General features: G+C 63.5%; 10 protein-coding genes. 4 read left to right on the top strand and 6 right to left on the bottom strand.

The features are described from left to right. Window positions 1-7: 7 nt before the first annotated feature. Window positions 8-1339 carry an RNA polymerase sigma factor gene (locus AL755_RS09985; RefSeq protein ID WP_237762654.1) on the bottom strand — a complete coding sequence of 444 codons (1332 nt, stop codon included), beginning with the start codon at window positions 1337-1339 and terminating at the stop codon, window positions 8-10. A 12-nt stretch (window positions 1340-1351) separates the two neighbouring features. Further along, window positions 1352-1687, bottom strand: coding sequence for a YciI family protein (locus tag AL755_RS09980; protein ID WP_054010873.1), 336 nt, complete (start codon window positions 1685-1687; stop codon window positions 1352-1354). Between the two features lie 262 nt (window positions 1688-1949). Here AL755_RS09980 and AL755_RS09975 point away from each other — a divergent pair, with 262 nt between their 5' ends. After that, a complete protein-coding gene (locus AL755_RS09975; RefSeq protein WP_054010872.1) occupies window positions 1950-5294 on the top strand; it encodes a choice-of-anchor D domain-containing protein in 3345 nt (1114 codons plus the stop codon). A gap of 72 nt (window positions 5295-5366) precedes the next feature. Here AL755_RS09975 and AL755_RS09970 read toward each other — a convergent pair whose 3' ends face one another. The 4 genes from AL755_RS09970 to AL755_RS09955 all read right to left on the bottom strand — a co-directional run bounded on the left by AL755_RS09970 (window position 5367) and on the right by AL755_RS09955 (window position 10534). Continuing rightward, window positions 5367-5849, bottom strand: coding sequence for a nuclear transport factor 2 family protein (locus AL755_RS09970; RefSeq protein WP_054010871.1), 483 nt, complete (start codon window positions 5847-5849; stop codon window positions 5367-5369). Window positions 5850-6028: 179 nt separating this feature from the next. Then, a complete protein-coding gene (gene ppsA / locus AL755_RS09965) occupies window positions 6029-8422 on the bottom strand; it encodes a phosphoenolpyruvate synthase (RefSeq protein WP_054010870.1) in 2394 nt (797 codons plus the stop codon). A 125-nt stretch (window positions 8423-8547) separates the two neighbouring features. Further along, entirely contained in the window at window positions 8548-9363 is an 816-nt protein-coding gene (locus AL755_RS09960; protein ID WP_054010869.1) for a pyruvate, water dikinase regulatory protein, read from the bottom strand. Window positions 9364-9430: 67 nt separating this feature from the next. Then, the gene (locus AL755_RS09955; RefSeq protein WP_237762653.1) at window positions 9431-10534 is read right to left on the bottom strand and encodes a LacI family DNA-binding transcriptional regulator; all 1104 of its coding nucleotides are present in this window, start codon (window positions 10532-10534) and stop codon (window positions 9431-9433) included. Between the two features lie 214 nt (window positions 10535-10748). Here AL755_RS09955 and AL755_RS09950 point away from each other — a divergent pair, with 214 nt between their 5' ends. The 3 genes from AL755_RS09950 to AL755_RS09940 all read left to right on the top strand — a co-directional run bounded on the left by AL755_RS09950 (window position 10749) and on the right by AL755_RS09940 (window position 13970). Next, entirely contained in the window at window positions 10749-12101 is a 1353-nt protein-coding gene (locus AL755_RS09950; RefSeq protein WP_054010867.1) for an extracellular solute-binding protein, read from the top strand. A gap of 142 nt (window positions 12102-12243) precedes the next feature. Further along, window positions 12244-13113, top strand: a complete 870-nt coding sequence (locus AL755_RS09945; RefSeq protein ID WP_082369065.1) for a carbohydrate ABC transporter permease — start codon at window positions 12244-12246, stop codon at window positions 13111-13113. Beyond that, window positions 13110-13970: a carbohydrate ABC transporter permease gene (locus tag AL755_RS09940; RefSeq protein ID WP_054010866.1), complete on the top strand. Its 861-nt coding sequence runs from the start codon at window positions 13110-13112 to the stop codon at window positions 13968-13970. The genes AL755_RS09945 and AL755_RS09940 overlap by 4 nt, the downstream gene beginning before the upstream one ends. Window positions 13971-13973 lie beyond the last annotated feature (3 nt).

Raw genomic sequence — 13973 nt, 5'->3', positions numbered from 1 at the left:
GTCTGCATTATTCGGGTGCGGGACCGGCCGGTTCCGCGGTTGGCGGGTTGGCCGTTTCGGCCAACCTGCGGGCAAGGTACCGCCGTTCGACGTCGGACGGGGCAAGTTCAAGGGCACGGCGGTAGTCATGCGCCGCTTCCGTGCGCCTGCCCAGGCGGCGCAGCAAGTCCGCCCGGGCGGCCGGCAGCAAGTAATACCCGTCCAAAGCGCCGGAACGGTCCAGCACGTCGACGAGCTTGAGTCCGGCGCCGGGCCCTTGCGACATTGCCACGGCAATGGCTCGGTTGAGGTCCACCACTGGTGACGGCGCCACGGCGGCCAGCTCACCGTACAACGCCGCGATCCGGGCGAAATCGGTGTCGCCCACGTTGCTCGCCACCGCATGGCAGGCGGCAATTGAGGCCTGTAACTGATAGCTTCCGGCGTGCGCACCCAGGGCGGCCCGCCGTTGTTCGGCATGACCAAGGATGGTGACGCCTTCGGCGATCGTCGTCCGGTCCCACAGGCTGCGGTCCTGTTCCTCAAGCGTCACAAGGTCGCCCGCGGCATCCGTCCTTGCCATGCTCCTGGCATGTTGGAACTCCATGAGCGCCAGCAGGCTGTGCGCCTCAGGTGCCAGTGGGGTTGCCTCCATCAGGGCTGCCACAAGCCGGGCCAGCCGAATTGCCTCCAAGGCCAGGGGCAGGCGCAGCAGTTGATCGCCGGCGCTGGCCAAATACCCCTCGTTGAAGAGCAGGTACAACACTGCCAGCACTCCCCCGGTGCGCTCGGCCAGCAATTCCGGCGGCGGAACGCGATATGGAATTCCCGCATTGCGAATCTTCGCCCGCGCCCGCACCAGGCGTTTGGCCATGGTCGTTTCCGTCACCAGGTACGCTCGGGCGATTTCCGCCGTCGTCATTCCCGCGACAGTGTGCAGGGTGAGGGCAACCCGGGCCTCCAGGGCAAGTGCCGGGTGGCAGCAGGTGAAAATCAGCCGCAGCCGGTCATCGGGAAACCAGCTTGCGCCGGCGTCGCCCGGTTCGGTTGCTTGTTGACGGTCTACCTCGAGCGCCACATGCCGCAATGTTGCGGCTTCGGTCTTCGCCCGGCGCAGGTGGTCGATGGCGCGATTCTTGGCAACCGTGGTCAACCAGGCGCCGGGGTTCTTGGGGATGCCCTTGCCGGGCCACACGGTGACGGCTTTCGCAAACGCGTCCTGCAGGCAGTCCTCCGCGACCTCCCAATCTCCCGTCATCTTGATCAGGGTGGCACGTATCCGCGCCGATTCCTCGCTGGAGGCCGTCGCGACGGCAGTGCGCACTGCCGCCATCGACCGCTCCACCGGCATCCCGTCCATAGTGTCCGCTTCCTACGGCTCGATCGGCCAAAAGGGACGGATCTCGACCTTCCCAAACCGCGCCATAGGGTGTTTTGACGCCACCTCGATGGCCTCGTCAAGGTCGTCACAGACGATCAGGTCGAATCCGGCAATCCACTCCTTGGTCTCGGCAAAGGGCCCGTCCGAGACAATCACCTCTCCTTTTCGGACCTTGACCGTGGTGGCATCCTCGACGGGTCGAAGGCGATCACCACCCACCCTGACGCCCCGGGCAGCCATCTCGGCCACCCACTCCTCGATATTGTCCTCGGCGGCCACATATTCCGGCGCTTCCGGGTCGGCACAGATGAACAGCATGTAATTCATGACGAAACTCCTTTGATTGGTGCTTACATACATACGACGGGAGGGGCGGCTTCCGGAGGACAGCCCCGAAGAAAAAGTTTCCACGCTTCTTCTTCGTGCAAGTATGCCTGCAGCCCAAGCCACGCTGGCAAGTAGCGCTGACGCTGACCTGATGGGAAGTCGGGTCCACGTCTTACTTTGTTATGTGTTGCTACAGTCGGTTCGCCAGAGCTACTATCCACGCATTGTATTGTTCAACAAGGGTCAGGAACGGGTCTCAACTATGCGTGGTCATCCCCAACCCCAGTTCCGCCGCGTCCGGGCGGCAATGCTGGGCGCACTGCTCGTATTTTCCGGGCTGTCGGCCACCGGTACCGCGGTTGCGGACGAGGGAACGATTGCCCACGATACGTTGCGGACGGGATGGGACAGCAACGAGGCCGCGCTCTCGCCGTCGTCGGTTGCGTCCTCGACCTTCGGCAAACTGTTCTCCGCTACCGTGAACGGCCAGGTGTACGCCCAGCCGCTCGTCGTCGGAGGCACCGTCATCGCCGCGACCGAAAACAACGCCGTCTACGCCTTGAACGGTGAAACGGGCGTGGCGAAGTGGTCACGCAATCTGGGGCCGGCCTGGCCGGCGTCGACCGTGAGCTGCGGTGACCTCACGCCCAATGTCGGAATCACCTCCACTCCGGTCTTCGACCCGGCGACGAACTCCGTCTTCATGCTGGCAAAGACGAACGACGGCGCCAACGCCCAACTCCCGCACTGGTACATGCACTCGCTCGATGTGGTGACCGGGGCCGAGCGGGCCGGGTTTCCCGTCATGATCGGCGGGGCGCCGAGCAACGACCCGACACACCCATTCAACGCCATGACCGCGATGCAGCGGCCCGGGCTGCTGCTCATGGGCGGCGTGGTCTACGCCGGCTTCGCCAGCCACTGCGACTACGTCCCCTTCGTCGGTTACGTCGTCGGCGTTTCCACCAGCGGCAAGCAAACAACCATGTGGGCCACCGAGTCGGGCAACAGCAACGCGGAGGGCGGGATCTGGCAGTCCGGCGGCGGCCTGGTCTCGGACGGCCCGGGCCAGATCATCTTCACCACCGGCAACGGCATTTCCCCCAAGCCGGGCCCGGGCAAAAACCCTCCGGCCACGCTGGCCGAATCCGTGGTCCGGGTGCAAGTCGGCAAAGACGGAAACCTGACCCCCACGGACTTCTTCAGCCCCGCAGCCAACGCCAAGCTTGACCAGGACGATTCCGACCTCGGAGCCGGGGCCCCGGTCGCGATTCCGGACGGCTACGGCACCACACAGCACCCGCACCTGCTGGTCCAGGTCGGAAAGGACGGCCACGTTTACCTGCTGGACCGGGACAACCTGGGCGGCATGGCGCAAGGCCCCGGCGGCACCGACGCCGTCCTGGATGCGGCAGGTCCCTACAACGGGGTTTGGGGGCGGCCTGCGTTCCTGGGAACCACTGCCGGGGGCTACCTCTACGACGTCGAGAACAACGGCTACCTGCGGGCCTTCAAACTCCTCCCCACCAATGCCGGCGGCGTCACGCTCGCCTCGGTTGGCACGTCCACGGGCACGTTCGGATACACCTCCGGATCGCCTGCGGTGACGTCCTCCGGCACTGACGGATCAACCGCCCTCGTCTGGGTGGTCTACGTCTCCGGACCGACAGGTGCCAACGCCCAGCTGCGCGCCTACAGCGCACTTCCGGACAAAACCGGGCACCTCCAACAAGTCTTCAGCGCACCCTTGGGCACGGGAGCCAAGTTCTCCACGGTGGCCACCGACGGCGGTCGCGTCTATGTGGGAACCCGTGACGGACATGTGCTCGGATTCGGTTCCCCGACCACCGCGGCGGTTGGGGCGGCCAACACGGCCCTGGGCCAGGTTGCCGTGGGCGGCTCGCAGACCGGGATGGTGACGATCACCGCCTCCCGGCCCGTCACGATCAACTCGGTGACCGCGGGTGCTCCCTTTGGGATCGGGCCGTCCATCACGCTTCCGAAGAACCTGGCCAAGGGCGGCAGCCTCGCCATCCCGGTGGCGTTCTCGCCAACCACCGCCGGGCAGGCCGACGGCACCCTGACCGTGAAGACGGCCGACGGCGAGACCGACCTCCTCGGCATCCACGGAATCGGCACGCAGGACGGCCTGGACGCGACACCGGCCACGCTCCAGTTCACCGACGTGCCGACCCAGACCCAGAGCCGGCAAACCGTCAGCATCGTCAACACCGGCACGACCGCCGTCACGATCACCGGATTGACCCTGCCAACCGGCGCGGGCCTCAGCGTGGACGCGGGGACGGCCCCGGTCGTGGGGCAACAGATCCAGCCACTCGCCTCAATCCCGGTATCCCTGACCTTCGCTCCCACCACCGATGATCCGGTGAACGACAGCCTTGTCGTGGCCAGCGACCTCGGTTCGGTGACGGTGCCCGTGCAGGCGACAGCCGTCTCCGGAACGGCGCACCTGGACATTCCAAGCTCGCTCGATTTCGGCGACGTGCCCGTGGGGACCTCAGTCACGAGGGACTTCGAGATAACCAATTCGGGCAACATCCCGATGACCATCACCAAGGCGAAGGCGCCACAGGGAGCCTTCTCAACGACCACGCCCGTCGCCGAAGGCCTGGTCATCCCGCCGGGTGACGCCGCATTCCAGAGCGTGACCTTCACCCCGACCGCCGTCGGGCAGGCCGGCACCAAGGACACCTTCTACCTGGTCACCGCCGACGACGGCCAGGGCGCGCTCAAGGTGATGCTCACCGGCAAGGGCACCGACGACCCGATTGCCGTCAAGGCGCAACAAACCCCGATTGCCACCCTGGGGCGTTCTGTGTCCCTGGAGTATCCGGTGGGGGCCGGGAAATGCCAGGACTACGTCCGCGGGGTGGTCTGCTGGTCGGCAAAGACCGGGGCCCACGAGGTCCACGGAACCGTCTACACCCGCTACCGGGCCGCGGGAGGGCCGGCCGGCAGCCTCGGCTTCCCGACCACCGACACCCGGAGCACCGCCGACACAGTGGGCCTGTATACCCATTTCGCCGGTGCGGGGGGTTCGTCGATCTACTGGTCGCCGAAAACCGGGGCCCACGTTGTCCAGGGCGCCATCCGGGCAAAGTGGTCCGCCCTGGGCTGGGAGAACGGCCCCCTGGGCTATCCGGCAACGGACGAGCTGAAGACGCCTGACAAGGTGGGCAGCTACAACCACTTTGCAGGATCCGGCGGGGCATCGATCTACTGGTCACCGAAGACCGGGGCGCACGCAGTCCAGGGCGCGATTAGGACGAAGTGGGCCGCCCTGGGATGGGAAAAAGGCGCCCTGGGATACCCGTTGACGGACGAGATGAGCACCTCCGACAAGGCGGGAAGGTACAACCACTTCGCAGGATCCGGCGGGGCATCGATCTACTGGTCACCGAAGACCGGGGCCCACGCCGTCCAGGGAGCCATCAGGGCACGATGGGCCGCCTTGGGCTGGGAAAAGGGTGCCCTGGGTTATCCGACAACCGACGAATATGGCATTTCCGGGGGGCGGGAATCGGACTTCCGTGGCGGCCGCCTTATTTGGAACTCGAAGACGGGAAAGGTCGGCAGCCACCTGTAGAACGGTCATATCTTAACCACGCCAAACCCCTGTGCTCAGGGTTTTGGCGTGGTTAAGATATGGGCCCGCGCCCTAAGCCGAGCGGGTGGGGAGTACCAGGTCCCGCCCCGGCAGGCCGCCTCCAATGGACGGTTGGGGCCAGGTGATGTCCAGTCGCGTGCGGCTGATGCGCCAGATGCCGCCGTCACAGCGATACTCATCGGCGTAGGTGCCCAGCAAGATCCATCGCTCCTGCTCCCGGCCGGTCTGCAGGTCGACCAGGTAGGCCCTTCCCTCGGCCAGGTCGCGGTCAATGAACTCCACCCAATGGTTGGTGATGACGTGGTGGAACGGGTACTGTCCCGTGCCCGCTTTGTCGTATTCGGCAAAGGCGGCGCCCAGCCCGTCGACGATGGATTGGCGCCCTTCCCACTGTCCCCGGCCGGCGTCGCAAATTGCGTCGGAGGTGAATAGTTGACCAAGTTCGTCGGCGTCGTTGGTGTCGAGGAGATGGGCGTACTTGATGCGGAGGTTTCTGATTTCTTCAATGGCCAGCAGTTTTTCGACGGGTTCCATGGTGTCACTTTCCTGTTGCTCAGCGGGCGTTCGCACACTTCATGACGGTCGGAAATCCACGGCGGTGAAGGCGCCGTCGCCGGCCCGATTGTCCGTCAGGGCTTCAGCCTAATCCTTCACCTATATGTGACGGTCAAGGACCGTTCCACGAATGGCTACCGGCACGCCAACCCCTGGGGTCAGGGGTTGGCGTGCCCGGGTTCCATGGTGGCCAGCCGCAGCCAGGTATCCACCACGGTGTCAGGATTGAGCGAGATGGAATCGATGCCCTCGCCCACCAGCCACTCGGCCAGGTCAAGGTGGTCGCTGGGCCCCTGTCCGCAGATGCCCACATACCTGCCCTTGGCCTTGCACGCTCGGATCGCCATGCTCAGGAGCTTTTTGACGGCGGCGTTCCGTTCATCGAAGCTGGCCGCCACAATGGCAGAATCCCGGTCAAGGCCGAGGGTCAGCTGGGTCAGGTCGTTGGATCCGATGGAGAAGCCGTCAAAGATCTCCAGGAACTCCTCGGCCAGCAGGGCGTTGGACGGCACCTCGCACATCATGACCACCTCCAGGCCGTTTTCACCGCGGCAGAGGCCGTTCTCGGCCAGCAGTTCGATGACGCCTCGGCCTTCCTCCAGGGTCCGGACAAAGGGAATCATGAGTTTGACGTTGCTCAGGCCCATGTCATTGCGCACAAAGGCCAGGGCCTCGCACTCCAGGTCGAAGCAGTCGCGAAAGGATGGTTCAAGGTAGCGCGAGGCGCCCCTGAAGCCGATCATGGGGTTTTCCTCGTGCGGTTCGTAGGCCGGTCCGCCAATGAGGTTTGCGTACTCGTTGGACTTGAAGTCGGACATGCGCACAATCACGGTTTCCGGGGCGAAGGCTGCCGCGATCGTCGCCACACCTTCGGCGAGGCGTTTGACGTAGTAGTCCACGGGGCCGTCGTAGGCGGCGATCCGCTCGTTGATGATGTCCGCAACGTCGTCGGGCTGGTCCGCCAGGTTCAAAAGTGCCTTGGGGTGGATTCCGATTTGCCGGTTGATGATGAACTCCAGCCGGGCCAGCCCGACGCCGTGGTTCGGCAATTGTGCGAAGGTAAAGGCCTGTTCCGGGGTGCCGACGTTCATCATGACCTTGACGGGTGCCTCCGGAAGGCTGTCCAGTTCGGTTTCCTCCACCCGGAAGTCCAGCAGGCCGGCGTAGATGAAGCCCGCCTCCCCTTCGGCGCATGAGACCGTCACCTGGGCACCCTCGGCCAGGGCCACGCTGGCGTCTCCGGTGCCCACCACCGCCGGGATGCCCAGTTCCCGGGCAATGATCGCCGCGTGGCACGTCCGCCCGCCGCGGTTGGTGACGATTGCGGAGGCGCGCTTCATGATCGGTTCCCAGTCCGGATCCGTCATGTCCGCGACCAGCACGTCGCCCGTTGTGAATTCGGCCATCTGATCGATCGAGGCCAGGATGCGGACGGGCCCGGAACCGATCCTCTGGCCAATGGCCCGGCCCTCAGCCAGCACGGGACCGCTCCCCTCCAGCCGGTAACGCGAGAGCGTGCCGGCGGACTTGCGGGACTCCACCGTTTCGGGCCGGGCCTGCAGGATGTAGAGCTCACCGTCCACGCCGTCCTTGCCCCATTCGATGTCCATGGGCCGGCCATAGTGTTCCTCGATTGCCAAGGCATGGCGCGCGAGCTGTTCGACGTCGTCGTCGGTGATGCTGAAGCGGCTCCGCAGCTCCGGCACGGTGGGGATCAGTTCGATGGTGTGGCCGACTTCCTCACTGGCTGTGTAGACCATGGTCAGCGCCTTGTCGCCCAAACCGCGTTTGAGGATCGCCGGCCGGCCGGCTTTGAGCCCGTCCTTGTAGACGTAGAACTCGTCCGGATTCACCGCTCCTTGGACGACGGCCTCGCCCAGGCCGTAGGAGGAGGTGACAAAAACCGCCCCCTGGAAGCCGGATTCGGTGTCCATCGTGAACATGACGCCGGATGCGCCCACGTCCGAGCGGACCATCCGCTGGATTCCCGCGGACAGGGCCACATCCAGGTGTTCGAACCTGTGGTGCACCCGGTACGCGATGGCCCGGTCGTTGTAGAGAGAGGCAAAGACGTCCTTCACTGCCGCCAGGATGTTTTCGATGCCGCGAACGTTGAGGAAGGTTTCCTGTTGCCCGGCGAAGGAAGCGTCCGGTAAGTCTTCTGCGGTTGCGCTGGAGCGCACCGCCCAGGAAAGGTCTCCGGCTCCGCCGTGTTTTGTCACGAGTTCCTCATAGGCGGTGCGCAGCTGGGCTTCCAGATCTGCCGGAAAAGGCGTCTGGACTATGGCGTGACGGATGGCGGACCCGGCCTCGGCAAGCGCCCGGACGTCGTCGATGTCCAGATCCGCCAGGATTCCGGCGATCTTCGCCTCAACGCCGGTCTCACGCAGGAACCGGCGGTAGGCGTCGGCCGTCGTGGCGAATCCGTCCGGAACCCGTACCCCCGCATTTTTCAGGTTCCCCACCATTTCACCGAGGGAAGCGTTCTTGCCGCCAACCCGGTCCAGGTCCTTGAGGCCAAGCTCGGAAAACCAGAGGATGTCTGTCGTCATTGTCAGTGCTCCTTGAAGTCAGGTCATGGCTGGTGCACGCCACCTCAGTACATCGTCGCAGGGCGGTGCTGAACTGGCCATGGGTTTTATCGGATTCCGGAACCCGGGCCGGGGCTCGGCATCGCCTAGTGTCGCAGTCCCATTCGCTCGAGAATCATCGCGGAGATCTCCTCGACGGACATGCTGGCGGAGTTCACGTGCGGGATGTCGTGTGCGGAATACATGCGTTCCGCGCTGCGAAGTTCGATGCCGCATTGGCGCATCGAGGCATACTCCGAGCCGGGCCGCCGTTCGGTCCGCACCTGGCTCAGCCGCATCGGGTTGGAGGTCAGGCCGAAACACTTGGCCGCGTACGGGCGCAGGGGCGCCGGCAGCAAATCGCTTGAGAAATCCTCATTCACCAGCGGGAAGTTGGCCGCATAGACTCCGTGCTGGAGGGCCAGATACATGGTGGTCGGGGTCTTTCCGCAACGCGATGGCGCAATGAGAATCACCTCGGCCTTTTCCAGCGCCCGCAGGCTCTGGCCATCGTCGTGCTCCATTGCGTACTCGACCGCCATCATTCGAGACTGGTACCGCAGAGCATTTCCCAAACCGTGCGCCTGGCCGGGCTGGTGGCTCGCCTTGGACCCCAACGCATCCTCGAGCAGCTGCACGTGCGCGCCAATCAAGTCCACCAGAACGCCATTGCATTTGGCCAGCTCGTTGCGGATTTCTTCATTGACGGCGGTGGAAAAGACCAGTGGCGCTTCCTCGCGTAACGCCACCTGGTCGATCTCGCGGACCACCGATCTGGCCTTGGCAATGGTCGAGATGAACGGCACGGTGGTCCGGGAAAACTGCCGCTGCGGAAACTGGGTCAACAGCGTGCTGCCCAGGGTTTCAGCCGTGATGCCGGTTCCGTCGGACAGAAAATATACGTGGCGAAGGGACTCTTGCACTCTCACGCTCCTTTGCGGCGGCTTGTCGTCACATCCTAGCCTGCCGGCAATTGCCGATCCCGGCAGGCTAGGGATGTGGCGTGCTCGCGGTCTTCACGGAGGCCCGTTCAATCAGCGGCATGGAAATGAATTCCTGCACGGGATCGGAGTCGCCGATGAGCAGATCGACGGCCCGGCGGCCCATTTGTTCGTGCGGGAGCGCAACGGTGGTGAGTCCGGGGCGAAGGTACTCAGCCAGCTCGTCGTTGTCGAAACCAATGATCGACACATCATCCGGCACGCGAAGGCCCGCCTCATTGAGCGCCTGGTATGCGCCGAAAGCGAGCCGGTCGTTCATGCAGAGCAGCGCCCGCGGCCTCGTGCGGCCGCTCAGGAGGCTCCGGGTGAGTGTGTAGCCGTGTTGCGGCTCCCAATCCCATGCCGAAAGTTCCGCCATAAACGTGTGCCCGGCAGCTTCCATGGTTGACCGTATGCCATGGATACGCTGCTCGACCGTTGAGGACCGGAAGTATCCCTGTTCAGTTTCCGCGTTATGGCCAATCAGGGCGATGTCGGATGAAAATCCATGGTCCAGGAGATAACGGGCGGCCGCCCTGCCTCCCGCAAATTCATCCGGGAGCACCGTCTGGAGATGATGGGGGTTGGTTGCGTTGAGCATCACCACCTTCGTGGCGGGAGGAAAAGCCGGCACGAAGAGCTCACGTGCACGCATTGTCGCGAAGATAATGCCGTCGACCTGTCGGTCAAGGACGGCGTCGATGGCTTTCTGTTCGCGCCGCGGATCCCCTCCGGTCTCGATCACCAGCATGACGTTCCCGGCCTCCTCGGACGCCTGCAGCGCTCCCCTGATGAGACCGCTGGCGAAGCGGGTGGTTGCCACAAGATCCGAGATGAACCCAATCGTCTGGGTCTTGTCCGTCCGCAGACCCCGCGCGGCAAGGTTTGGCCGGTAGCCCAGCTCCGCTGCGGCTGCGTGCACCTTGTCGTGAGCCGCCTTTGAAAGCCTCGTGTCCGGCCGGCCGTTGAGGATCATTGAGGCGGCCGTCGATGAAAGTCCGGCCTTCTTGGCGACATCAGCAAGCGTGACGCGGCGTGGTGGCATGGAGACCTCTCTTGGGTCGATCGGATTCGGGCGCTTTGGGATCGATAACTGGGGATCCTGAAGGTACACCCTACTGCCGATCCGGCCAAGGCGGTACTTCGAGGAAATCTCCCACGTTCGCCGTCAACCCGGGCTTGGACCCTCTTGACATCCACCGCGGCAGGCGTCAAAGTAGTGAGTGCTAAAACCATTTAGCAAAGTATTAGCACCACTCAGAAGCGTGGGGGCGGCGGTCTTTTGGAATTGCGGACCACCTCGTTTCCACTGACAAGGAAGTCACCGGATGAATAACATTTCAAACAAACCGCGGCTCACCAGGGCGGCATCCTTCATGGCGGGATCCGTCGCGATTCTCCTCCTTGCCGCCTGCGGAGGCGGCGCCGGCGCGGACGCTGTGAGCAACTCGAACGCCGAGGCCGGGAACGGCTCGGGCCCCATCAAGGTCTGGGCACTGGATGGACAGTCAGCGGAAAACGCTGCCATCCAGAAGATCGTCGACGACTTCACCAAGACCTCGGGAATCACGGTGAAGATGCAGTTCATCCCCGCAGATTCATTCCAGAAGACGGTCGAGACCTCGGCCCCGGAAGATCTTCCGGATGTCCTGGAGGTCGACGGGCCGGTCATCGCGAATTTCGCCTACAACAAACGCATAGCACCGCTGTCCCAGTTCCTTGCAGCGGACACAATCAAGAATCAAACCGAGGCGATCAAGGGCCAGAATACTGTTGGCAAGGACCTGTACGCGGTCGGCATGATGAACTCCGGCTTGGCGATGTGGGGAAACAAGAAGCAGCTCGACGCCGCCGGCGTCACCATGCCAACGAAGGTCCAGGACGCGTGGACCGCGAAGGAATTCGGCGAGGTTTTGGCAAAGCTGGCCAAAACGGACCCCGACGGCAAGCCTTTCGGCATGGGCGAGGCCAACGGGTTGACCTCCGAGTACGGCATCTACGCCTTCGCCCCGATCGTCTGGTCCGCGGGCACGGGGATCCTCAAGGACGGCAAAGCCACCGGTTCGCTGGACTCTCCCCAGGCCGTTGATGCAACGTCCACCTTCGCGTCCTGGCGCAAGTACACGGATCCGGACACCAACGGTACGGCGTTTCAGAGCGGCAAGGTTGCGCTCAACTGGATGGGCAACTGGCTCTACCCGGCCTACAAGAAGGCCCTTGGTGACGACCTGGTCGTGGGCCCGCTCCCCGACTTTGGCCAGGGCGCCAAGACCGGTTCGGGCACCATTGCCTGGAGCATTGGCGGCTATACCAAGAATGGAGCCGCCGCCGGCAAGCTGCTCGACTACCTCATGAGCGACAAGGTTGTGGCCCAGTACACCGCGGCCAACGGAGCTCCGCCGGCAACCAAGTCCGCGCTCAAGGCCTCCGCCCTCTACGGCAAGGGCGGCCCGTTGGCCTTCCTTGCTTCGCAACTGGAATCGGCTTGCCCCACGGAGGACAAGCTGTCCAAGGAATGCGTTGCGGTTTCCCGGCCGATCACCCCGGGATATCCCATCATCACCGCGGAGTTCGGCAAGGCTCTGGGGGCGATCTGGGGCGGCGCTGACGCCTCCACCTCGTTGCAGGGCGCCGCCCGGGCCATCGACCGCAATTTCTCCGACAACGACAACTTCCGCTAAGGAACCACCGCCCTGCAGGATGACGCCGGTCGCGTCATCCCGCAGGGCCTACCCGAGGTCAATCATGCACACTCCTGGACATCCTGCGCCTCCGCTAAGCAGGAAGGCCGGCCGCCTTTCACGCGGCAGTTCCGGCCCGATCATGGCAGCCCCCGCGTTCCTGCTGCTCGGCATCTTCCTGGTTCTTCCGTTTCTCGGGGCGATCATCATGTCGTTCTTCCGTCTTCAACTCAACTCACCGCGAGCGCCGAAATTCGTTGGCCTTGAACAGTATGCGAGGCTCTTCACGGACCCCGATATCAGCAGCACCTTTTTCCATTCATTGGCAAACAACTTCACCTTTGCCGCCGTCGTCGTTCCGGTCCAAACACTGCTTGCACTTGGCCTTGCCATCCTTATCAACCGCAAGCTCAGGGGCATGGCGGTATTCCGTACGGTGTTCTTCATGCCCCTGGTCTTTCCCTTGGCATTGGTCGCGGTCATCTGGCGGCTGATTTTCGCACGGGACGAGAATGGGCTTCTCAACGCGGTGCTGTCCGCGCTCAGCGGCGGAGCCATTGCCTCCCATGACTGGCTCGGTAGCGCGTCAACGGCCATGGCCGCCATCATCATCATGTCCGTCTGGCAGAGTGTCAGTTTTCAAATGATCATCCTGCTCGGCGCCCTCCAAAGTGTGCCGCAGGACCTCTATGAGGCGGCATCGATCGACAGGGCCTCCAAGTTTTCGCAGCTGATCCATGTCACCATTCCCGGCATTCGCAACACACTCATTTTTGTTGCCCTGCTGACCACGATCTTTTCGTTGAGGCTCTTCGACCAGGTCTACCTGCTCGACCAAAGCGGCTCGATCAACATCGAAAGCACCCAAACTGTGATGTACCAGGTGATCACCACCGGATACGACCTCAACAACATCGGACAGGGCTCGGCGATGGCCGTCGTCTTCCTGGCAATCGTGGCAGCAGTCGCCATTGTCCAGCGCCGGCTCATCCGCCAGGACGGAGGATCATGATGCCCCGCACTGCAAGCCTCAAACGTTCCCGGCTCGCGTCGAACATCGGCCAATACTCACTTCTCCTTGTGTTCGGCCTGATCTTCTTCATACCGATCTACTACCTCATCATGGGCAGCTTCAGGCCCCAGGAGAAAGTCCTCAGCGGCTTGGGCGGGTTTCTCCCCACTGATCTCTCCCTCGACAACTATGAGAGTGTCTTTAACCGCTTCTCCAACGACACGACGGGGCACGTCTGGCAGTTCGTCGGCGTTTCGGTGATCGTCACCGTGGTTGTCGTCGTCGGAGGACTGCTCGTCAACTCCCTGGCCGGATACGCCTTGGCACGGCTCAAATGGCGGGGCCGCGGCCTGGCACTGGCGATCGTCACCGTCTTGACCATCATCCCGTTTGAAGCGGTAGCCCTCCCCCTGTACTACATGCTTGCGTCCTCAAGGAACACGATCTATGTCCAGGCCCTACCGTTCGTCGCCAGTGCGTTCTCGATTTTCCTCTTCTACACCTTCTTCCTCGGCATCCCGGGCGAAGTTGAGGAAGCTGCCCGCATCGACGGGGCCGGTCCGTTCCGAATCTTCTTCCAAATTGTCCTGCCCATGAGCAGGCCGGCCTTTGCAACGGTGGCGATCCTGACGTTCCTGGCCCAGTGGGGATCCTATCTCTGGCCCGTCCTCATGGTCTCGGACACCAACGTGCGCCCGCTCCCCCTTGAGCTAAGCGTGTTCCAAAGTTCCCAACCACCCGAATGGGGCAACGTCCTCGCCTTCGGCGTCATCTTCGTCATCCCAGTCCTCCTCGTTTTCCTCTTCTTCCAGCGCTGGTTCATCACCAGCGTTGCCAGCTCAGCCGTAAAAGGCTAAACC

It is taken from the genome of Arthrobacter sp. ERGS1:01 (assembly GCF_001281315.1).
Lineage (GTDB): Bacteria > Actinomycetota > Actinomycetes > Actinomycetales > Micrococcaceae > Specibacter.
Note: the sequence above shows the minus strand (reverse complement) of the source record. Positions and strands in the feature narration are given on the sequence as shown.

Excerpts from the sequence above, each read along its gene's own strand:
- AL755_RS09985 (WP_237762654.1), bottom strand. The coding sequence starts at position 1,339 with ATGGACGGGATGCCGGTGGAGCGGTCGATGGCGGCAGTGCGCACTGCC.
- AL755_RS09980 (WP_054010873.1), bottom strand. The coding sequence starts at position 1,687 with ATGAATTACATGCTGTTCATCTGTGCCGACCCGGAAGCGCCGGAATAT.
- AL755_RS09975 (WP_054010872.1), top strand. The coding sequence starts at position 1,950 with ATGCGTGGTCATCCCCAACCCCAGTTCCGCCGCGTCCGGGCGGCAATG.
- AL755_RS09970 (WP_054010871.1), bottom strand. The coding sequence starts at position 5,849 with ATGGAACCCGTCGAAAAACTGCTGGCCATTGAAGAAATCAGAAACCTC.
- ppsA (WP_054010870.1), bottom strand. The coding sequence starts at position 8,422 with ATGACGACAGACATCCTCTGGTTTTCCGAGCTTGGCCTCAAGGACCTG.
- AL755_RS09950 (WP_054010867.1), top strand. The coding sequence starts at position 10,749 with ATGAATAACATTTCAAACAAACCGCGGCTCACCAGGGCGGCATCCTTC.
- AL755_RS09945 (WP_082369065.1), top strand. The coding sequence starts at position 12,244 with ATGGCAGCCCCCGCGTTCCTGCTGCTCGGCATCTTCCTGGTTCTTCCG.
- AL755_RS09940 (WP_054010866.1), top strand. The coding sequence starts at position 13,110 with ATGATGCCCCGCACTGCAAGCCTCAAACGTTCCCGGCTCGCGTCGAAC.